General features: G+C 71.7%; 16 protein-coding genes and 1 pseudogene. 12 read left to right on the top strand and 5 right to left on the bottom strand.

Annotation, left to right across the window (positions count from 1 at the left end):
- Window positions 1-9 precede the first annotated feature (9 nt).
- Window positions 10-789 carry a two-component system response regulator CseB gene (gene cseB / locus ACFRU2_RS07700; protein ID WP_382968925.1) on the bottom strand — a complete coding sequence of 260 codons (780 nt, stop codon included), beginning with the start codon at window positions 787-789 and terminating at the stop codon, window positions 10-12.
- Window positions 790-833: 44 nt separating this feature from the next.
- Window positions 834-1,727, bottom strand: coding sequence for an endonuclease/exonuclease/phosphatase family protein (locus tag ACFRU2_RS07695; protein WP_382969610.1), 894 nt, complete (start codon window positions 1,725-1,727; stop codon window positions 834-836).
- 698 nt (window positions 1,728-2,425) lie between these two features.
- Between ACFRU2_RS07695 and ACFRU2_RS07690 the strand changes: the two genes are divergently transcribed.
- A complete protein-coding gene (locus ACFRU2_RS07690) occupies window positions 2,426-3,508 on the top strand; it encodes a PI-PLC domain-containing protein (protein WP_382968922.1) in 1,083 nt (360 codons plus the stop codon).
- Window positions 3,509-3,694: 186 nt separating this feature from the next.
- Here the strand turns inward: ACFRU2_RS07690 and ACFRU2_RS07685 are convergent, their stop codons facing one another.
- Window positions 3,695-3,826, bottom strand: coding sequence for a DUF6381 family protein (locus ACFRU2_RS07685; protein ID WP_382968921.1), 132 nt, complete (start codon window positions 3,824-3,826; stop codon window positions 3,695-3,697).
- 357 nt (window positions 3,827-4,183) lie between these two features.
- Between ACFRU2_RS07685 and ACFRU2_RS07680 the strand changes: the two genes are divergently transcribed.
- From ACFRU2_RS07680 to ACFRU2_RS07655, 6 genes are all read left to right on the top strand, one after another.
- On the top strand, window positions 4,184-4,639 hold the full coding sequence (locus ACFRU2_RS07680; protein ID WP_382968918.1) for a transglycosylase SLT domain-containing protein: 456 nt from the start codon (window positions 4,184-4,186) through the stop codon (window positions 4,637-4,639).
- A gap of 390 nt (window positions 4,640-5,029) precedes the next feature.
- Window positions 5,030-6,514 carry an aldehyde dehydrogenase family protein gene (locus ACFRU2_RS07675; RefSeq protein ID WP_382968916.1) on the top strand — a complete coding sequence of 495 codons (1,485 nt, stop codon included), beginning with the start codon at window positions 5,030-5,032 and terminating at the stop codon, window positions 6,512-6,514.
- Between the two features lie 14 nt (window positions 6,515-6,528).
- Entirely contained in the window at window positions 6,529-8,106 is a 1,578-nt protein-coding gene (locus tag ACFRU2_RS07670) for a GMC family oxidoreductase (protein WP_382968913.1), read from the top strand.
- A complete protein-coding gene (locus tag ACFRU2_RS07665) occupies window positions 8,103-9,197 on the top strand; it encodes a glycine betaine/L-proline ABC transporter ATP-binding protein (protein WP_382968910.1) in 1,095 nt (364 codons plus the stop codon). The genes ACFRU2_RS07670 and ACFRU2_RS07665 overlap by 4 nt, the downstream gene beginning before the upstream one ends.
- Before the next feature lie 229 nt (window positions 9,198-9,426).
- The gene (locus tag ACFRU2_RS07660) at window positions 9,427-11,313 is read left to right on the top strand and encodes an ABC transporter permease subunit (protein ID WP_382969607.1); all 1,887 of its coding nucleotides are present in this window, start codon (window positions 9,427-9,429) and stop codon (window positions 11,311-11,313) included.
- Window position 11,314: 1 nt separating this feature from the next.
- Window positions 11,315-12,298: an ABC transporter substrate-binding protein gene (locus ACFRU2_RS07655; protein ID WP_382968907.1), complete on the top strand. Its 984-nt coding sequence runs from the start codon at window positions 11,315-11,317 to the stop codon at window positions 12,296-12,298.
- A 190-nt stretch (window positions 12,299-12,488) separates the two neighbouring features.
- On the opposite strand, the gene ACFRU2_RS07650 is transcribed toward ACFRU2_RS07655, so the two are convergent.
- A complete protein-coding gene (locus ACFRU2_RS07650) occupies window positions 12,489-13,817 on the bottom strand; it encodes an MFS transporter (RefSeq protein ID WP_382968904.1) in 1,329 nt (442 codons plus the stop codon).
- 106 nt (window positions 13,818-13,923) lie between these two features.
- Here ACFRU2_RS07650 and ACFRU2_RS07645 point away from each other — a divergent pair, with 106 nt between their 5' ends.
- Window positions 13,924-14,892, top strand: coding sequence for a DUF5937 family protein (locus ACFRU2_RS07645; RefSeq protein WP_382968901.1), 969 nt, complete (start codon window positions 13,924-13,926; stop codon window positions 14,890-14,892).
- An 893-nt stretch (window positions 14,893-15,785) separates the two neighbouring features.
- A complete protein-coding gene (locus tag ACFRU2_RS07640; protein ID WP_382968898.1) occupies window positions 15,786-16,838 on the top strand; it encodes an aldo/keto reductase in 1,053 nt (350 codons plus the stop codon).
- 15 nt (window positions 16,839-16,853) lie between these two features.
- Here ACFRU2_RS07640 and ACFRU2_RS07635 read toward each other — a convergent pair.
- A pseudogene (locus tag ACFRU2_RS07635) lies at window positions 16,854-17,250 on the bottom strand (transposase); the annotation flags it as partial.
- Between the two features lie 235 nt (window positions 17,251-17,485).
- On the opposite strand from ACFRU2_RS07635, the gene ACFRU2_RS07630 reads away from it, so the two are divergent.
- The 3 genes from ACFRU2_RS07630 (at window position 17,486) to ACFRU2_RS07620 (ending at window position 21,499) form a co-directional block, all read left to right on the top strand.
- Window positions 17,486-18,883, top strand: a complete 1,398-nt coding sequence (locus tag ACFRU2_RS07630; RefSeq protein WP_382969604.1) for an MFS transporter — start codon at window positions 17,486-17,488, stop codon at window positions 18,881-18,883.
- A gap of 113 nt (window positions 18,884-18,996) precedes the next feature.
- The gene (locus ACFRU2_RS07625) at window positions 18,997-20,931 is read left to right on the top strand and encodes a helix-turn-helix domain-containing protein (RefSeq protein ID WP_382968895.1); all 1,935 of its coding nucleotides are present in this window, start codon (window positions 18,997-18,999) and stop codon (window positions 20,929-20,931) included.
- A gap of 64 nt (window positions 20,932-20,995) precedes the next feature.
- A complete protein-coding gene (locus ACFRU2_RS07620; protein ID WP_382968892.1) occupies window positions 20,996-21,499 on the top strand; it encodes a GNAT family N-acetyltransferase in 504 nt (167 codons plus the stop codon).
- The last annotated feature ends 8 nt before the right edge of the window (window positions 21,500-21,507 follow it).

The raw sequence follows: 21,507 nt of genomic DNA, 5'->3' as shown, positions 1-21,507 counted from the left end.
ACCGGCCCCTCAGGTGCGGACGAGCTTGTAGCCGAAGCCGCGGACGGTCTCGATCCGGTCGGCGCCGATCTTCTTGCGCAGCCGCAGCACGCACAGGTCCACGACCCGGGTGTCGCCCTCCCAGCCGTAGTCCCAGACGTCGCGCAGCAGCCTGCGGCGGTCCAGCACGGCGCCGGGAGAAGCGGCGAACTCCAGCAGCAGGCGCAGTTCGGTGGGGGTCAGCGGGACGGCCCGCCCGCCCCGGCGCACCTCCAGGCCGAGCGTGTCGACGGTCAGGTCGCCGAAGGACAGTACCCCGACGGCCTTCGCCGGAGCTTGGGCGTCAGCGGAGGGGGCCTCCGACTCCGCCGAACCCGCCTCGGGCTCGGCCGGCCGGAAGGTCGCGCGGCGCAGCAGCGTACGGATGCGGGCGACGAGGACAGCGGTGTCGACGGGTTTGACGACATAGTCGTCCGCGCCCGCCTCCAGCCCCGCGACCACGTCCAGGGCGTCACCGCGCGCGGACATCATCAGGACGGGGACCAGGCTCTCCTCGCGGATCCGCCGGCACAGCCCGATGCCGTCCAGTTCCGGCAGCATCACATCCAGGATCAGCAGATCGTGCCCGCCGGCCCGGAACGCCTCCAGGCCGCCGAGTCCGTCCGCGGCCACCGCGACCTGGTAGCCGTAGCGCTCCAGGGACAGCTGCACAGCGCGGCGGATGGTGGCGTCGTCCTCGACGACGAGGACGCTGACGGGGTCGGGGACCCGGGTTTCCAACACGCCACCTACTTGCTCATACACGGACATACGTTCCGCCCATCGTAGTCAGTGCCTGGACCGTGCGGCGCCGGTCACAGCCGGAGGGAGGCGGCGACGGGGAGATGGTCGCTGCCGGTGGCCGGCAGGGTCCACGAGGAGACCGGGCTCACCCCTTTCACCAGGATCTGGTCGATGCGGACCATCGGGAACGAGGCGGGCCAGGTGAAGCCGAACCCGGCCCCGGCCTCCCGCTGCGCAGAGCGGAGCGGTGCGGTCACCGGCCCCAGTGCCGAGTCCTCGGCCGTCCCGTTGAAGTCGCCCATCACGATGACCCGCGGCAGCACCTCGGCCCGTACGGCCTCGGCCAGCTTCCCGGCCGACTCGTTGCGGCGCGCGGTGGTGAAACCGGCGCTCGGGGTCACCCGTACCGAGGCGAGGTGGGCGGCGAACACGGCGACGGGCCCGCTCGGGGTGTCGACCGTGGCCCGTACGGCGCGTGTCCAGGGCATGATCGGCACCGGCTCCACGCCGTGCAGCGGGTACTTGCTCCACAGCCCGACGCCCAAGTGCACCGAGTGGTACGGGTAGCGGGCGGCCAGCTCGCGCTCGTACACGGGCGTCGCCTTCGTGGACAGCTCCTCCAGCGCGAGCACGTCCGCGCCCGACCCGGCGAGGGCCCGCGCGGTGCGCAGGGGGTCGGGGTTCTCCTCGTCTACGTTGTGGCTGACCACGGTGAGGTCCCCGCCCGCGGCGCGCTTGTCGGTGAGCATCCCGCCGAAGAGGGAGACCCAGACGACCGCGGGCGCCAGTACGGCGACCGCCGCGAGCCGTGAACGTCTCACCGCCGCCAGCGCCAGCAGCGCGGGGACGCTCAGCCCGGCCCAGGGCAGGAACGTCTGGAACAAACTGCCGAGGTTCCCGAACCCGTTCGGGACGTGGGCGTGCAGCGCCATGACCAGGGCCCCGCACAGCGCGGCGGCGACCAGCCACCCTCGTCGGCCCCTGGCGCCACGGCGCCCACGCGCCCCTTCGGCGCCCCGTGGCCCGGCGCCGGACCCCACCTCGACAGTGGGCCCGGTACGGTTCGAAGTGCTCAGCACGGCAACGGCCTCCCGGCATCACGTACACCGGGGATCGGGTACCGCCACAGATTCACGCCGGCACACTTCCAGCCGATCAGGGCCCCGCTTCGAGCACCGCACGGCTGTGTTTCAGGTAGGTATCGGCACATGCGCGCCGGGAAACTCCGCAGGTCCCGCGGTACGCCGCAATGAAGTACGGCCTCACCAGGCCCACGAGCAGGCACGGCAGCCGACAGGAGAAGCCACCCGCATGCGCCCGCATGGGGCCCCACACCATGGGCATCGAGATGACCCAGACCCTCTTCGTCGGCGAGCACACCCGGCTCAACGCCCTCCCGCCTCGACCGGATGAAGGGCGCGAGGCCTTCCGAGTCCAGTTCGGACATCACGGGTTCGCCGCATCGTGGAAGGACACCGCCACCCCCTGTACTCCCGGGGGGGCCTCCCCGCCGAAGCGGAGGGGGGCCGACCATCGACTACACGCGCAACGCCGAGAACGCGTCCTCCCTGCCGACGCGTGCCGCAGTCCGCACGGCGGCCGGATTCGGCCGATGCCGCCCGAGGGGAGGCATGTCCTCGCCGGGCACGGTACCCTCCCGGCCATGTTTGACATGGACACGACTTTCAAGGGTGGCGCGCCCCTCCTGCGGCCCGGCACCTCATCGGCGCGAAGAAGAGGGCTCCGCCTCTTGGTGTGCCTCTTCCTTCTGGCCCTCCTCTGCGCACCGGGCGCCGCCGCGGCCCCTCCACCCCCCTCCCCCGCCCCCCAGCGGGCGGCGGGCGAGGCCGCCGCCCGCTGGGGCGACCGCCGCCTCGACGAGGCCTCCTTCCTGACCACCCACAACTCCTTCACCAACTACGAGGACTCCCGATGGAGTTCGGTGAACCAGTCCGAGTCGGTGCGCGCGCAACTCGAGGGCGGGGTCCGCGCCCTGAGCCTGGACACGCACTGGTACGAGCGCAGCACCTGGTTGTGCGTCATCAGCTTCGGCAGCGACTGCTACCCGAGCGACGTCTACCTGTGCCACGGCGAATGCAAGACCTTCGCCGGAGCCACGTACGCGCTCCCGAGGCAGTCCTTCCACGGCACCATGCAGACAGTGGTCGACTTCCTGACCTCCCATCCACAGGAGGTGGTGACCGTATTCCTCGAGGACTACGTCAGCGCCGAGCAACTCCGCCAGTCACTCGGCAGGGTCCGCGGGATCGACCCGCTGCTGTTCCGGCCCGACGAGTGGGGCGTACGGCAGCAGGGCTGGCCGAAGGTGGCCGACCTCGTCGCCACCGGCAAGCGCCTGATCGTCTTCTCGGACCGGTCCGACCGCGAGCACTTGGGCGTCATGTACGACAAGTCCTGGACCGTGAGCAACTACTGGAGCCTCGGCGACCTGGGCGACGACCTCGCGTGCGTCACCCGCTGGCCCGACGTGCCCCTGGACCGACAGGAACCCGGATTCCGGCGGCTGTTCACGATGAGCCACCACCGCAACGTGCCCACGGTCCTCACCGCGTCCCTGGACAACGGGGCCAAGCTCAGGAACCGCATCACGGAGCAGTGCCGGACCGCCAGCGGGGGCCGCACCCCGAACTTCGTCTCCGTCGACTTCCACCGCCTGTCCGACGGCAGCGGACACACACCCGCCTCGATCGTCGCGGAACTCAACCAAGGCCAAGGTGGACGATGAGGCCTGCTTCCTTGGCTTCGGTGATCAGCGTGTCGCCGTGTGCACGGCTTGCCGCCGTCGCCCGGCCATGACTCGCTCGTCACCACCGGTCGTACGGTGAGCACTTGGACGCAAAACACCGGCCGGCGCTCCCTCACTCACAGAAGATCGCATGGGCAGCCGCCGGCCGGTAGATGCGTGGAGCGGTCACATGGGGTCGATGCCCCCGCTGCCCCGGTCGCTCTCCTTCTTGCTCTGGTCCAGGATCCGTTGGGCCTTGTCCTTCAGCCGCTTTCGACGCGCCCGCTTGCTTCGATCCGGGGGCGGATCCGGCCGCAAACCTTTCCCTCAAAGAGATACGGGCGCACACGGAGGGTGAGATCTGGCCCCTTCTGCGGTGACCCGCCCCACAGGATCCAGGTCGCATACGAACCGGGATAGTAGTCCTTAAGCGGCCCCTACCCGCCCTCTCACACCGCCTGCCACCTGCCCCGATACCGACTCGACCGGCGGGGGCCGTTCCGCCCTGCCTGCGAGGGCCATTAGTAAGCGGGGTCTTTGCCAGGCCCCCCGCAACCCCCGTAGAACTGCATGAGTCGCAGGGCGGACGGAGACTCCCCCGGTTTCACACCCGGATTCCCCCCGGTCTCCCGCTCCCGCCGACGAACCCCTCTCCTCCGCGTGAGTGGCTCACGCATGTCTTCGGCATGCCTGCGACCGCCCTTGTCCCCTTCGGAAGGTCAATCCGTGTCCAACGCCGTCATCCGCCGCATCGCCGCCTCCAAGAACACCCTCGCGGGTACCGTCCTCGCCCTGGGCGTCGCCGGTTCCATGCTTGCCGCCGTCCCGGCGCAGGCCGCCCCGATGAGTGCCAAGGCGATCGCCCAGCAGATGATCAAGGACCCGGCGCAGTTCGCCGCCTTCAACAACATCGTTTCCCACGAGTCCGGCTGGGACTACACCGCCACGAACTCCGCTTCCGGCGCGTACGGCCTGGTCCAGGCCCTGCCGGCCTCGAAGATGGCCTCGGCGGGCTCGGACTGGAAGACCAACCCGGCCACCCAGATCAAGTGGGGCCTGGACTACATGAACTCCCGCTACGGCAGCCCCTCCGGCGCCTGGACGTTCTGGCAGAACAACCACTGGTACTAAACCACCAGCGGCACCAGGCGCACGCGCACGCTCGGCCCGGACTTCCCAGCCGAGCGTCTTTGCGTATGCGGCCGCCGATCCCACCAGAACGGCCCCTCCGTCACCCAACCCCATCGCGCACCTGGCCTGAGCCGGTCTGAGTGAGGAGTGCCGGTGCGGGCGACCCGCTCGCCCTGCGCAGCGCCGCCTGCCCACGACGAGCCGTCCCGGTGCCCTCCGGGGGCATCCGATATGCCCCCGATCCACCCCGCACCTCCTCGAAGTGACGGGGAGTGACTCCCGTCACTTCCAGTGACGGATGGGACATAGCTTCCATGGACCGGGGCAAGCGGGCACAAGCAACACCACTGCGGGTATGCCGCGGTGCCGAAATCGGAGGTACACCGAGTCGTGTCCGAGCAGACGACCATCCACATCGCAGGGACCTGGCGTTCCGCGGTATCAGGAGCCACCCGAGAGGTCCTCGACCCGGCGGACGCCACGGTCCTCGCCGTCGTCGCCGAGGGCGGCATCGCGGACACCGACGCGGCCGTCAGTGCCGCCCGCGCGGCCTTCGACGGCGGGGAGTGGCCCCAGACCCCCGTCCTGGAGCGGGCCGCACTGCTGCGCCGCACCGCCGACCTGCTCCACCGCGACCGCGAACGCCTCGGGCTGCTGGAGAGCCGCGACGCGGGCAAGACCCTCGAAGAGGGCCGTGTCGACGTGGACTGCGTCGCAGACGCCTTCCGCTACTTCGCCGACCTCGTCGCCGGCGAGAGCGCGGGCCGCGTGGTCGACGCCGGCACCCCCGACGTCCACAGCGTCGTCGTCCACGAGCCCGTCGGGGTCTGCGCCCTGATCACCCCGTGGAACTACCCGCTCCTCCAGGCCTCCTGGAAGATCGCCCCCGCCCTCGCCGCGGGCAACACCTTCGTGCTCAAGCCCAGCGAGATCACCCCGCTGTCCACGGTGGCCCTCATCGGCCTGCTGGCGGAGGCCGGACTGCCGGCCGGCGTCGCGAACCTGGTCACCGGCCCCGGCGACCCCGTCGGCGCGCGCCTCGCCGCCCACCCCGACGTCGACCTCGTCTCCTTCACCGGCGGTCTCACCAGCGGTACGAAGGTGATGCGCGCGGCCGCCGACTCCGTCAAGAAGGTCGCCCTCGAACTCGGCGGCAAGAACCCCAACGTCGTCTTCGCCGACGCCTGCGCCACCGAGGAAGGCTTCGACACCGCCGTCGACCAGGCTCTCAACGCCGCCTTCATGCACAGCGGCCAGGTCTGCTCCGCCGGCTCCCGCCTCATCGTCGAGGAGAGCGTCGCCGAGCGCTTCGTCGCCGAACTCGCCCGCCGGGCCGACCGGATCCGCCTCGGCCGCGGCACCGACCCGGCCGTGGAGTGCGGACCGCTGGTGTCCGCCGCCCAGCGCGAACGCACCGAGGAGTACGTGGCCTCCGCCCTCGCCGAGGGAGCCGTACTCCGCTCCGGCGGCGAACGCCCCGACGGGCCCGGCTACTTCTACCGGCCGACCGTGCTGGACCGCTGCCACCGCGGGATGCGCGTCGTACGGGAGGAGGTCTTCGGGCCGGTCCTGACCGTCGAGACCTTCCGTACCGAGGCGGAGGCCGTCTCGCTCGCCAACGACACCGAGTTCGGCCTCGCCGGCGCGGTGTGGACCTCCGACCCGGGCCGCGGCCGCCGCGTGGCCGGCCGGCTGCGCCACGGCACCGTCTGGATCAACGACTTCCACCCCTACCTCCCGCAGGCGGAGTGGGGCGGCTTCGGCAAGTCCGGCATCGGGCGCGAACTGGGCCCGTCGGGCCTGGCCGAGTACCGCGAGACCAAGCACGTGTACCAGAACCTCGCCCCGCGCCCCGTGCGCTGGTTCGCGGGCTGAAGGAGGAGCAGAGCATGACCACCCCCACGCACAGCCCCACCCACACGCCCACCCGCACCCCCACGGATCAGGAGTACGACTACGTCATCGTCGGCGGCGGCACCGCCGGCTCGGTGATCGCCTCCCGCCTGACCGAGGACCCGGACGTCACCGTCGCCGTCATCGAGGGCGGCCCCAGTGACGTCGACCGTCCCGAGGTGCTCACCCTGCGCCGCTGGATGGGCCTGCTGGGCGGCGAGCTCGACTACGACTACCCCACCACCGAGCAGCCCCGCGGCAACTCGCACATCCGCCACAGCCGCGCCCGCGTCCTCGGCGGCTGCTCCTCGCACAACACCCTGATCGCCTTCAAGCCGCTCCCGTCCGACTGGGACGAGTGGGCGGAGTCCGGAGCCGAGGGCTGGCACGCGGCCGCCATGGACCCGTACTTCGACAGGCTCCTCAACAACATCGTCCCGGTGGCCGAGAAGGACCGCAACGCCATCGCGCGCGACTTCGTCGACTCCGCGCAGAGCGCCCTGGGCGTCCCGCGCGTCGAGGGCTTCAACCGAAAGCCCTTCCACGAGGGCGCCGGCTTCTTCGACCTCGCCTACCACCCCGAGGACAACAAGCGCTCCTCCGCGTCGGTGGCCTACCTCCACCCCGTCATGGACGAACGCCCCAACCTCCGGATCCTCCTGGAGACCTGGGCCCACCGCCTGGAACTCGACGGCACCCGCGCGTGCGGAGTCCGCGTACGCGCCTCGGACGGCACGGAATCCCTGGTCACCGCACGCCGCGAGGTGCTGGTGTGCGCCGGCGCCGTGGACACCCCACGGCTGCTGCTGCACTCGGGCATCGGCCCGCGCGCGGACCTGGAAGCCCTCGGCATCCCGCCGGTGCACGACCTGCCCGGGGTCGGGGAGAACCTGCTCGACCACCCCGAGTCGGTGATCGTCTGGGAGACCGACGGCCCGATACCGGAGAACTCCGCGATGGACAGCGACGCGGGGCTGTTCGTCCGGCGCGATCCCGACTCCGTGGGGCCCGACCTGATGTTCCACTTCTACCAGGTCCCCTTCACCGACAACCCTGAGCGCATCGGCTACGAACGCCCCGCCCACGGCGTGTCGATGACCCCCAACATCCCCAAACCCCGCAGCCGCGGCCGCCTCTACCTGACCAGCGCGGACCCCGAGGTGAAACCGGCCCTGGACTTCCGCTACTTCACGGACGAGGACGACTACGACGGCCGGACCCTGGTGGACGGCATCAAGCTCGCGCGGCAGATCGCCGCGACCCAGCCCCTGGCCGGCTGGCTCAAGCGAGAGGTGTGCCCCGGCCCGGAGATCACCGGCGACGAGGAGCTGAGCGCCTACGCCCGCTCCGTCGCGCACACCGTCTACCACCCGGCCGGCACCTGCCGGATGGGCGCCGACGACGACCCCGGGGCCGTCGTGGGCCCGGACCTGAAGATCCGCGGGCTCGAAGGCATCCGCATCGCGGACGCCTCCGTCTTCCCGACGATGCCCGCGGTCAACCCGATGATCGGAGTGCTCATGGTCGGCGAAAAGGCAGCCGAACTGCTCGCCCGGGACGGTGGTACCCGATGAACACCATCACCCCCGCCGCGCCCGTCACCGACCCCGCCGAGTCCCCGGTCTTCTCGGTGGACGGCCTCTGGAAGGTCTTCGGGCCCGACAAGGCCGCCGCGAAGGTACCCGGCTCCGCCGACGCCGACCTGTCCGCCACCGAACTGCGCGAGCGCACCGGTTGCACGGCGGCCGTCCGCGACGTCACCTTCGACGTCCGCAAGGGCGAGGTCTTCGTCGTGATGGGCCTGTCCGGCTCCGGTAAGTCCACCCTCGTACGCTGCCTCACCCGGCTCATCGAGCCCACCGCCGGAAGCCTGTCCATCGACGGTGAGGACGTCCTCGCCATGGACGCCACCCAGCTGCGCGCCCTGCGCCGCCACCGCACGGCCATGGTCTTCCAGCACTTCGGCCTGCTCCCGCACCGCACCGTCATCGACAACGTGGCGTACGGACTGGAGATCCAGGGCGTCGGACGCGGTGACCGCCGGCGCAAAGCCGCCGAGCTCGTCGCCAAGGTCGGCCTCGAAGGACTTGAGGACCGGCGCCCCGGCCAGCTCTCGGGCGGCCAGCAGCAGCGCGTCGGTCTCGCCCGCGCCCTCGCCGCCGACCCCGAAGTACTCCTGTTCGACGAGCCGTTCAGCGCACTCGACCCCCTCATCCGCCGCGAGATGCAGGAGGAGGTCGCCCGGCTCCACCACGAAGAGGGCCGCACCATGGTCTTCATCACCCACGACCTCGCCGAGGCCCTGCGCCTGGGCGACCGGATCGCGCTGATGCGCGACGGCCGCATCGTGCAGCTCGGCACGCCCGAGGAGATCGTCGGCTCGCCCGCCGACGAGTACGTACGGGACTTCGTCCGCGACGTCCCCCGCGAACAGGTGCTCACCGTCCGCACCGCGATGCGCCCCGCCACTGCCGACGAGGCCGAACAGGGACCCGCGCTCCACCCCGCCACCACCGTGGTCGAGGCCATCCAGGCCGTCGCCCGCAGCGGTGGCTCGGCCCGCGTCGTCGACCGCGGCCGCTGCCTGGGCGTCGTGGACGACGCGGGGCTGCTCGCCGTCGTGGCCGGGCTCCCGGCCACCACCGGACGGGGGGTGGCTGCATGACCTGCCCGGCCCGTCCCACGGCCCCCGTCCCCGATGCCCGGAGGTGGTGCGCATGACCGCGACCCCGATCCGCACCCCGCCCGACCCCCGCACCGCCGCCCCTTCGGAAGCCCCGCAGTCCTCCGAACGGCCCGCCGGCCCGCGTCCCTCCCGCAGCGAGTCCGCTCGGCAGGACCGCCCCCGCGGCCCCCTGGCCGCCCTCGCCGCGCGCCGCGGGGTCCTCCTCCCGATGGGCCTCGCCGTCGCCCTGCTGATCCCGCTCGCCGTGGCCTTCCCGGGCGCCGGCAGCTGGCCCGCGGCCCTGGCGGTCGACCTGTCCGGCCCGCTCGGCCGCGCCGGTGACTGGATCATCGACCACCGCGACAGCCACCCGCTGTTCCTCTATTTCTTCGGCCACGTCAGCAACGCCGTCGTGGTGTCCGTCCGCGCCGTGTACGTGCTCCTGCTCGCCGCCGGCTGGACCGGGGTCACCGCCCTGGCCGCCCTGGTCGCCTGGCGCCTCGCCGGCATCCGGCTCGCCCTGACCTGCGCCGCCGCTTTCGCCGCCTGCGGACTGCTCGGCATGTGGGTACCGACCATGCAGACCCTCGCGCTGATGGTTGTCGCCGTCGCCGCCTCCGTCGTCCTCGGCGCCCTGCTCGGCCTCGCCGCGGGGCTCTCCCCGCGCGCCGACCGCGTCCTGCGCCCCGTACTCGACACCATGCAGATCCTGCCCGCCTTCGCGTACCTGCTGCCGATGGTGCTGGTCTTCGGCATCGGCGTGCCCGCGGCCGTCCTCGCCACCGTCGTCTACGCGGCCCCGCCCATGGCCCGGCTCACCGCCCTCGGCCTGCGCGACGCCGACCCTGGCGTCATGGAAGCCGCGGCCTCGCTCGGCGCCACCGGACGGCAACGCCTGCTGACCGCCCGGCTCCCGCTCGCGCGCCTGCAGCTCCTGCTCGGCGTCAACCAGGCCATCATGACGGGCCTGTCCATGGCCGTCATCGCCTCCGTGATCGGCGCGGGTGGCCTCGGCGACCGCGTCTACCAGGCCCTCGCCTCCGTGGACGTCGGCGCCGCCCTGGCCGCCGGCATCCCGATCGTGCTGCTCGCCGTGGTGCTGGACCGCACCGCCGACGCCGCCGGTCGCCGGATCGGCGCCGCCCCCGTACGCGCCCGCGAACAGCACCTGCTCCGCCGTGTGTTCTCCGGCTGGTACGGCCGCCTGCTCACCCTCCTCTCGGCGGTTGCCGCCGCCGTCGCCGGCCGCATCGCCGGCAGCTCCCTGTGGCCCGAGTCCTGGACCGTATCCCTGGCCGATCCGGTGAACTCGGCCGTCGCCTGGATGACCGACCACCTCTACTCCGGCGTACCCGTGGTCGGCGGCACCGCCGACTGGGCCGCGCGCTTCACAGGCTGGATCCTCGACCCGCTGCGCAGCGGGCTCCAGGCCGCTCCCTGGTGGCTGCTCCTGCTGGCGGCCTGCGCGCTCGCCCTGCTCGCGGGCACCTGGCGCACCGCGCTCACCGCGGTGCTCGCCCTGGGCGCCGTCGGAATGCTCGGCGTGTGGGAAGCCTCCCTGGACACGCTCTCCCAGGTCCTGGCCGCCGTGGCGGTCACGCTCGTACTGGGCTTCGCGATCGCCGTGGGTGCCGCCCGCAGCGCCCGCGCCGAACGACTGCTGCGGCCCGTCCTCGACGTGTGCCAGACCCTGCCGCAGTTCGTCTACCTCATCCCCGTGGTCGCGCTGTTCGGCGTCGGCCGCGCACCGGCCGCCGCGGCCGCCGTGGTGTACGCGCTCCCGGCCGTCGTCCGGATCACCGTCCAGGGCCTGCGCGAGGTGGACGCGACCGTAGTGGAATCCGCCCGCTCGCTCGGAGCCACCCGCTCACAGCTACTGCGGCAGGTCCAACTGCCCCTGGCCCGGCCGGCGTTGCTGCTGGCCGTCAACCAGGCCGTGGTGCTGGTCCTCGCCGTCGTCATCATCGGCGGTCTGGTCGGCGGCGGTGCGCTCGGCTACGACGTCGTCCTCGGCCTCGCGCAGGGCGACCTGGCCACCGGCCTGGTGGCCGGCGCCGCGATCGTCTGCCTCGGCCTGCTGCTCGACCGCCTCACCCAGCCCACGAAGGAGGCCTGACATGCGCGACGCACACCACCGGGGCCTCGACCGCCGGCGCGCCGCGGCCGTACTCGCCGCCGCGACCGGACTCGCCGTCCTCACCGGCTGCGGGGCCGCCGACATGACCCGCCAGTCCTCCCCGTACGCCGCCGCACAGGGAGCGAAGACCGTCACCCTCTCCGTCCAGTCGTGGGTCGGCGCCCAGGCGAACACCGCCGTCGCCTCCTACCTCCTCGAACACGAGCTCGGCTACCGAGTGGACACCGTCCAGGTCGACGAGGTTCCCGCCTGGGACGCCCTCAGCCAGGGCCGCGTCGACGCGATCCTGGAGGACTGGGGCCACCCCGAGCAGGAGAAGCGGTACGTAAAGGACAAGCGGACCATCACCCCCGGCGGGGATCTGGGAGTGACGGGCCACATCGGCTGGTTCGTCCCCACGTACTTCGCCGAGGCCCATCCCGACGTCACCGACTGGAAGAACCTCGACAAGTACGCCGACCAGCTGCGCACCCCCGAGAGCCGCGGCAAGGGCCAGCTGATGGACGGCTCCCCGTCCTACATCACGAACGACAAGGCACTGGTGAAGAACCTGGGCCTGGACTTCGAAGTGGTCTTCGCCGGCTCCGAGGCGGCCCAGATCACCCAGATCAAGCAGTTCGCCAAGGAGCACAAGCCCTTCCTTACGTACTGGTACGAGCCGCAGTGGCTCTTCGAGCGTGTCCCGATGACCGAGGTGAAGCTCCCCGAGTACACCGAGGGGTGCGCGGACGATCCGCAGAAGGTGGCCTGCGCCTACCCGGACACGCCGCTGCAGAAGTACCTGAACACGCGCTTCGCGGAGTCGGACGGAAAGGCGGCCGGCTTCCTGAAGAGGTTCCGCTGGACCAAGGAGCAGCAGAACGAGGTGTCCCTGATGATCGCCGAGGAGAAGCTGTCCCCGCAGCAGGCGGCGAAGAAGTGGGTGGAGCGCAACGAGAACGTGTGGAAGCCCTGGATGGGGTGACCGACCCCGCGCCCGCCCCCGCCCAACGGGAGGGCGCGGGCGCGGCGTCGCCCGCCGGGCGCCCTGCGCTGCACAGTCTGCAGGCGAGCCTTGGCACTTCCCCCTTCAGGTCATGGAGACGACCACACGCCTGGGCACCGACGCCCCCAGCACACCGCCGCCCTGCCCCCTGCCGAGGGCCCGCGCCGCGTCACGAAGCGGTACGGCACGTCCCCCGGCCCGATCCGCGCAGGGTTCCCCCGGCGGCCCCCGCGGGCGGGAGCTCGCGACGCCCGCGCAGCGGGGAGACCAGGGTCGGTACGGAGGCCAGGCAGAGCAGGGCTCCGCCTGACCAGAGGGCCGCGCCGGGAGACCCGTAGGAACCGATGGCACCGGCCAGGGCGGCGCCGAGGGCCATGGCCCCGGTGAGGACGAAGCGGAAGGTGGCGTTCATACGGCCGAGCAGGGTGTCCGGGGTCAGGCGCTGGCGAAGGCTCACTCCGAGGACGTTGCCCGTCCCCGTCCTGACGGCGAAGAGGAACCATCCGGCACCCGCCACCCACAACCAGACGCCCCGGTCCATCAGGGGTACCAGGAGTCCCGCCGGGGCGAGGCAGGCGTCCGCGAGGACCAGCGCCCGCCCATGCCCGAACCGGTCGGCGAGCCGGCGTGCGCAGCGGGCTCCGCACAGCAGGCCGACGCCTCCGACCGCCCAGAACAGGCCCAGTGCGCCTGCGGACAGACCGAGTTCGCGGGTGAAGACGACGGGCAGCATCGTGTTCACCATGACCGTCCCGAGGTTGCCGAGCGCCCCGGTGAGCGCGAGGGCGCGCAGTTCCCCGTGGCGCAGGACGTGCCGCAGGCCCTCGGCGATCCGGGCGCGCAGGCTCGGGCCCCGGCGGGGACCGTCGGCCGTGCCCGGGATCTCAGCGGCATCGCCGCGCTCCATGCGGATCAGCCGGAGCGCGGAACCCAAGTGGCCCACCGCCGCGCACACCAGAGCGACCGGTGCGCCGAGGAGCTGGACGAGCGCGCCGCCCGCGCCCCGGCCCGCGATGTTGCCCGCGGCCATCAAGCTCACCATGACGGAGTTGGCCGGGACCAGGGCCTCGGGGCGGACCAGCTGCGGCAGGGCGCTCTGGGCGGCCACGTCGGAGAAGACGGTCGCGACCCCGCTCAGGAACACCGCCGCGCAGAGCCCTTCGAAGGTCAGGGCGTCCCACCACCAGGCCAGCGGGATCGCGGCGAGCAGGATGCCGCGCAGCAGGTCCGCGGCGACCAGGACCGTACGGGGCCGTACACGGTCGACCCACGCCCCGGCCGGCAGGCCGATGAGGAGGAACGCCACCGTGCTCAGGGCGGCCAGCACCCCGACCTGCCCGGGGCCCGCGTCAAGGGCGAGTACGGCGATCAGCGGGATGGTGACGTAGGAGACGTTCGTACCGAGAACGCCGAGAACCGATGCGGAGAAGAGCACGCGGAAGCCGCTCGATCGCCACGGGGAGTGCGCGTCGGCGGTCGCGGGGAGGTGTCTGGGCATGCCCGTTACGGTGCCGGTCACCGCAGCTCCGGCCCAATGTTTTAGCCTGCCCTAAATCTACGGCGCACGGTCGGCCTCCGTGGCCTTCCAGGGAGGAGGGCACCCGGTGCTCGAGATCGAGTTCTCGGCCGAGGACGTCGCACGGACCCGCTTCGCCATCTCGCCGCTCTGGGAGGTCGTGGCGGGGGTACGGATCCTGTCCGGCGCCGACGAGCAGGTGCTGCATCGCCGGTGGGCCGGGCAGGCGCGCGACCGGATCGCGGCCGCACGGCTCGATCTGAGCCCGCTGACCGCGCTGGTGCCGGTGACGGCCACCTCCGTCCCCGGGTTCCTCTGCCCTCCGCCCAGCACGTCCGGACCGTCGCTCGGCGTGGAGCTGGCCGCCCTGCGCGCCACCCCGCCCGAACGGCTGCGGGCCTCCGCGCCCGGGGCACAGGCCGGGATCGAGGCACTGCTGGCGGATCCCGGGCGCGGGCTCGGGCGCCTCACCGATGCCATCGCCGCGTTCTGGGAGCTCGCGATGGCCCCGTACTGGCCCCGCATCCAGATGCACCTGGAGGCCGACATCCACTACCGGGCCCGCCGTTTCGCCGAGGACGGCACGCACAGCCTCTTCGAGGACTTCGCACCCCAACTGGCCTGGTCGTCAGGAACTTTGAAGGTCGAGCACCGCTTCCTGCGGGGCGTACGACGACTCGACGGACGAGGGCTGCTGCTCGTGCCGTCGGCGTTCGTGTGGCCGCGGGTCTTCGCGACGACGGACGCCGTGTACCAGCCGACGCTACGGTATCCGCCGCGCGGCATCGGCACGCTGTGGGAGGCCCCGCCGGGCTCGGCCTCCGCGGCCCTGTCCCGGGTGCTCGGGCGCTCCCGGGCGCGGCTCCTCGCGGAGCTCACCGCACCCGCCGCGACGACCGAACTGGCCCGGCGCACCGGCCTCACCGCCGGCGCGGTGTCCCAGCACCTCGGAGCACTCCGCGCCGCCGGTCTGGTGTCGGCGCACCGGGCGGGGCGGGCCGTGCTCTACGCACGGACGGGTGTGGCAGAGGAACTCCTCACGGGCGCCGGCCGGTAGCCCTCGCCGCCGACCAGCACCGCTCAACACGTAGTGCGGGAGCGACCTCCACTGAGGCCACAACGTGGATCACGATCGCCTGAACTCTGTTTATTTCAAGGTACGTTGTGGCTGAAATGAGGTTCTTGCCGTCGATCACGCAGCGTGCCTACATTGAGCGGACCCTTCCGGCATGAGCGGGTGAGGGCAGGGACCTAGCGCGGAGGGGGAGGCACATGAGCCTCAGGTCACTTCTCCGTACGTCCAGCCTGTTACGTTGCGGCAACCCTTCGGCCTCTTGAGGTAGCTGAGCCTAGGCAGGCCTGTGTTCATGGGTGCCTCAGGCGACGCCTCCGGAGTCGGCCAACCCTCGTCGAAGCGCGCGATCGCTTCCTCTCGACTTCGAGAAATCGAAGCCATGCCGCAATGCTGCTGTGGTGACGTCGTGAACCGCGCCCGGTTCATCAGGGGTGCACTCCTCGAACGGACATCGCAGCAACCCGCTCCGTTCGAAGGGCCCAACGGGATGTCCGCATTTCTAGAACTTCTCAGTCCACGTCACGTCCTGTCAGCGCTGCGCCTCGTTCCGCTCCTCATCGTCGTCCTACTCTTGGCCCCGGCTTGGCTGTCATGGATCTTTCTACCTCGGCCGAGGCAAGAGCTGGTCATCGAAGTAATGCAGAAGCTAATCGAGTGGACGAAGGCCACCAAGGCATAGCTGAGCCTTTTCCAACCTGACGTCGACGGCGACGTGTTGGAGGCGGTCAGCTGTACGGAACGACGATGCGCCCAGGCCGTCTGTTCCGGATCTTGCCGTCCGGTGTCGCGGCGGCAATCCCCTTGATCAAAGCTTGCGTTGAAGTGCACTCCAGCGCCTAGCGTCGGCCGCACGACCTGCGTGAAGGGGGAAGAACGTGCGGTACTCACTGTTCGGAAAGACCGGTCTGCGCGTGAGCGAGCTGAGCCTCGGCGCGATGACCATGGGCGACGACCTCAGCTGGGGCGCCGACCAGAAGAGCAACGCCCGGATCGTCGACGCGTACGCGGACGCGGGCGGCAACTTCATCGACACGGCGAACATCTACGGCGACGGCAGTTCGGAGCGGATCCTCGGCGAGCTGCTCGACGGGCGGCGCGATGAGTTCGTACTGGCCACCAAGTACACCTGCGGGACCCGTGACGGCGACGTCAATGCGGCGGGCAACCACCGCAAGAACCTGGTGCGTTCGGTGGAGGCCAGCATGGAGCGGCTGCGCACCGACCACCTCGACATCCTCTGGGTGCACGCACGCGACAACTTCACCCCGGTCGAGGAAGTGATGCGCGCGCTGGACGACCTCGTACGCACCGGCAAGGTGCTGTACGTGGGCGTCTCGGACTGGCCCGCCTGGGAGATCGCTCAGGCGAACACCCTCGCCGAGCTCCGCGGGTGGTCCGCGTTCGCCGGTTCGCAGCTGCGCTACAACCTGCTGGAGCGGACCCCGGAACGTGAACTCCTGCCCCAGGCCAGGGCGTTCGACCTCGCCGTGCTGGCCTGGGCGCCGCTCGCCGCCGGCAAGCTCACCGGCAAGTACCGCCGGGGCGAGGGAGGACGGCTGGACTCCTGGGGCGTCAAGGCGTCCCCGGAGGAGGAAGAGATCATCAGCGTGGTCCTGGAGATCGCCGAGCAGGGCGGTTGGACCCCCGCCCAAGTGGCGCTGGCCTGGCTGCTGGGCCGCCCCGGAAACGTCGTTCCGATCATCGCGGCGACGAAGGAGAGCCAGCTCGTCGACAACCTCGGCTGCCTCGACGTCCGCCTCGACGCCGATGCGGTCGCACGCCTCGACGAGGTGAGCGCCGTACCGCTCGGCTTCCCGCACGACTTCGTCCGGGAACCGTCCGTGATCAAGACCATCTACGGCGACCGCTGGCACGCGATCGAGGACCGGCGCAGCACCTATCGCCGTACGGCCACCGACGTGCGCTAGGCCGTTTCCTTCGGATCACCTCGCCGACCAGATGAAGATGGCGGCAAGGTGGAGTCCCGCGAGGTGGATGGTGGCGGTCTTGTCGTAGCGAGTGGCCAGACCGCGCCACTGCTTGAGCTTGTTGATGCAGCGCTCGACGGTGTTCCGCTACTTGTAGGCCTCGCGGTCGAAGGCCGGCGGACGGCCACCTCGGCGGCCGAGGCGTTTGCGGTTCGCGGCCTGATCGGCGGGCTGTGGGATCACTGCCCGGATCCCGCGCCGCCACAGATCCCCGCGCCCGCGGCGAATAGGCCTCGTCGGCCAGGACCACATCTGGCGTGCCCCTGGGACGGCCGATCCGCCTGGGCACCCGTAACCGAGCCATGACCTGCGCGAACACGGGTGCGTCGCCAGCCTGGCCCGGCGTGATGACGTAGTCAGCACGGGAGTCAGCACCGCCTCCCCAAAACAGGTACAACTCTGCAATTCCGGCAGGTCTGACACACCCTCGCCAAGAGGGGGATGAGGGGATAGGTTCGGGCCGTGTGGTGGTCGGGCACACCCGCCTGGGGTTGATTGTGATGGCGAGCAACATATGCCGTTGACCTGCGGACTCCTACGTTGTGGCCACACCCGACGTCCCCGCAGACACCCTGGAAGTGGTGCACATGGTCTCCCCCGGAACCGAATCGAAGGCCTCCTCCGGCATCAGACGGATCATTGCCGCCAGTCTCATCGGGACCACCATCGAGTGGTACGACTTCTTCCTCTACGGGACCGCCGCCGCCCTGGTCTTCAACAAGCTGTTCTTCCCCACCGCGGATCCGCTCACGGGCACCCTGATCGCTTTCCTCACCTACGCCATCGGCTTCCTCGCCCGGCCGCTGGGCGGGGTGGTCTTCGGGCATTTCGGGGACAAGGTCGGGCGCAAGAAGCTGCTGGTGCTGAGTCTGCTGATGATGGGCGGGGCGACCTTCGCGATGGGGCTGCTGCCCACCCACGCCAGCATCGGCGTCGGGGCGCCGGTCCTGCTGACCGCACTGCGCCTGGTGCAGGGGTTCGCGCTGGGCGGCGAGTGGGGCGGGGCCGTGCTGATCGTGTCCGAGCACGGCGGGGCCGAACACCGCGGGTTCTGGGCCTCCTGGCCGCAGTCCGGGGCTCCCGGGGGGAACCTGCTCGCCACCGGGGTGCTGGCGCTGCTCGCCGCCGTCCAGTCGGATGCCGCGTTCCTCGCCTGGGGGTGGCGGATTCCCTTCCTGCTCTCCGGCGTGCTCGTGATGGTCGGGCTGTGGATCCGCCTCTCGGTGTCGGAGTCGCCCGTCTTCCTCGCCGCGCAGGCCGCGGCCGCGGCACGGGGCGAGGCGGAGAAGGCCCCCGTGGTGCAGGTGTTCCGCAAGGACTGGCGGCAAGTGCTGACCGCCATCGGCACGCGCTTCGGCGAGAACATCTCGTACTACGTCCTCACCTCCTTCCTCCTCGTCTACGTCACCACCCACCTCGGGCTCCCCAAGACCACCGCGCTCAATGCGCTCCTGATCGGTTCGGCCGTCCACTTCCTGACCATCCCGGCCTGGGGCGCACTGTCGGACCGGATCGGGCGACGGCCGGTGACGCTGATCGGTTCGGTCGGCATGGCGCTGTGGGCGTTCGCGTTCTTCGCGCTGGTGGACTCGAAGTCGTTCGTGGTCATCACCCTCGCCGTCACCGCCGGGTTGCTGCTGCACGGGGCCATGTACGGGCCGCAGGCCGCCTTCATCTCGGAGATGTTCGACACCCGGGTCCGCTACTCGGGCGCCTCGATGGGCTCCCAGCTCGCCTCGATCATCGCGGGGGCCCTGGCCCCGATCATCGCCGTCGAGCTGTTGAAGGACTACGACTCGTCCGTGCCGGTCTCCGTCTACCTGTCCGCGGCCGCCCTCGTCACCACCCTCACCGTCCTCCTGGCCCGCGAGACCCGGGGCCGCGACCTGTCCGTCCCGAAGGCGGGCGCAGAGGCGGGAGGAGCGGGTCCGGCAGGGGCGGCCGCGGGGAGCGGGTACGCCGGCGCGGTCTCCGATCACGCCTGAGCCCGCCCGCCCCAGCCCGACCGACCGACCCACCCATGGGCCGCCCGCCGTGACCGGTACCTCCGGTCCGGCGGGCGGACCCGCTCGCCACCCCGTAGCGAAGGGCTGCCAGCATGGCCCCCGTGAACGATCCCTCCGCGCCGGCGCCCACGCCCGCGGCCGCATTGCGGCAGCTCCTGGACCTGCTCGCCCAGGGCGCGCCCGTCGAGCACTTCGCGCGGCCCGGCGCGCAGGCCCGTACCGCCGGCGCCGGCGCCGCCGATCAGGCCCTCGTGGACGAGGCGACCCGGGTCGCCCTCGACATCCGGCGCACGCTCGACCAGCACCGCAGGCGCGAGGCCGAACTCACCGCCCTGTTCGACACCGCCGGCGACCTCGCGGCACTGCGCGATCTCGACGCGGTGCTACGGGCCATCGTGCGGCGGGCCCGGACCCTGCTCGGCACAGACTGCGCCTACCTCACGCTCAACGACCCCGTGGTGGGCGACACGTTCATGCGGGTCACCGACGGCTCCGTCTCCGCCGCCTTCCAGCAGTTGCGCCTCGGCATGGGCGAGGGCCTCGGCGGGCTCGTCGCGCAGACGGCCCGGCCGTACGCCAGCTCCGACTACCGCGCCGACGACCGCTTCCGGCACACCAGCACCATCGACGCCGGGGTGCGCGAGGAGGGACTGCGCGGCATCCTCGGTGTGCCGCTGCGCGTCGCCTCGCGGGTCATCGGGGTGCTCTACGCCGCCGACCGGTCGGTGCGCGAGTTCGCCCCCGACGCGGTCGCGCTGCTCTCCTCGCTGGCCGACCACGCCGCCGTCGCCATCGACGGGGCGCGGCTGCTGGAGGAGACCCGTACGGCGCTGGTCGAGCTCAACGCCGCCACCGAGACCGCCCGGGCCCACAGCGAGGCCGCGCGGCTGGCCACCGAGACCCACGACCGGCTCACCGATCTGGTCCTGCGCGGCGGCGACGTCACCGATGTGGCCCGGGAGGTGGCCGCGCTGCTGCGGGGCGGGCTGGTGGTGCACGACGCCGACGGCGCCGAGCTGGCCCGGGTCGCCACCGAGCCGATCGGCGCGCCCGCCCAGGGCGTGGCGGCCTCCCGTTCCGGCGGCCGGGCCGTACCGGTCGACGGGGTGTGGGTCTGCGCGGTCCTGGCCGGGCCCGAACTCCTGGGCAGCATCGCCCTGACGGGCCGGGCCGACCTGTCGGACAGCGACCGGCGGCTGTTCGAGCGCACCGGCCTGGTCACCGCGCTCCTCCTGCTGCTGCGCCGCTCGGTGGCCCACGCCGAGGACCGGGTGCGCGGCGAGCTCCTCAGCGAACTGCTGACCCCGAAGAGCCCGGGGCACACCCTCGACACCGACAGCCGGAGGATCCGCGCCCGCAAACTCGGCGTCGACCTCGCACGCCCCCACTCCCTCCTGGTGCTCCACTGCGACGCGGCACTGCGGCCCCGGCTGTCGACCGAGGCCGCACGCCGCGCCCGCGCCCTGGACGGCCTGGCCGGGCTGCACGAGGGCCACGTCGTGCTCCTCGCCCCGGCCGAACGGCCCGGACACCTCGCACGCTCCCTGGCGACGGAGCTGGGACAGGCGGTGGGCGCACCCGTCACCGTGGGCTCCGCCGGACCGGCCGGCGACCCGGGCGGACTGCCGGCCGTGTACGCCGAGGCGGTGCGCTGCCTGCGGGCCCTGCACGCGCTGGGCCACACCGGCCACGGGGCCGCCCTGCCGGACCTGGGCTTCGTCGGCCTGCTGCTCGGGGACCACGGTGACGTCGGCGGCTACGTCGACCAGGTGCTGGGCCCCGTCATCGACTACGACGCCCAGCGCGGCACCGAGCTGGTCCGCACCCTCCAGGCCTACTACGTCCACGGGGCGAGCCTCTCCAAGGCCAAGGAGGCACTGCACATCCACGTGAACACCGTCGTGCAGCGCCTCGACCGGATCGGCCGGCTCCTGGGCGAGGACTGGAACTCCCCCGCCCGCGCCCTGGAACTCCAACTCGCCCTGCGCCTGCACCTCCTGTCGAACTCCGCCCCGCCCCGGGCCTGATCACGAGGACACGCCCCGCACTCCGCCCGAGGTGCGCGACGGTCCGTGGGGCAGAGTGGAGGGCATGACGACGTACGAGACGATGGCGTACCACCTGGAGACCGAGCGACTGATACTGCGGCCTTGGGCCGAGTCGGACGCCGCCGAGTTCCGTGACCTGGTGGCTGAACGCGGCAAAGGGGTGGGCACGGTTGAAGGCATCCGGACGGCCATCGCGGAACTGCTCGCCGCGACGGAGACCACGGGGATCGCCCTGCTGCCCATCCAGCGCCGTGACGAGGGCGATTTCATCGGCTACTGCGGGCTGATCATCGGCCGCTCCACCCTGGACGAGCCGGAGATCGCGTACGAGCTGTTCCAGAGCGTGCACGGGCACGGCTACGCCACCGAGGCGGCCGGGGCGGTGGTCGATGCCGCCATCGCGACCGGGCGGAAGCGACTCTGGTCGACCGTCGGCCCGTGGAACACGCCGTCGCTGCGTGTTCTCGAGAAGCTCGGCTTCGAGCGGCATCGCGTTGCCAAGGACGACAAGGGTGAGCACGTATGGCTCACACGCGAGTTGCCGTGACACCGGGC

The sequence above is a fragment of the Streptomyces sp. NPDC056883 genome, assembly GCF_042788835.1.
Classification (GTDB): Bacteria; Actinomycetota; Actinomycetes; order Streptomycetales; family Streptomycetaceae; genus Streptomyces; species Streptomyces stoeckheimensis.
The sequence above is the reverse complement of the archived record's forward strand: the minus strand, read 5'-3'. Positions and strand labels throughout refer to the sequence as shown.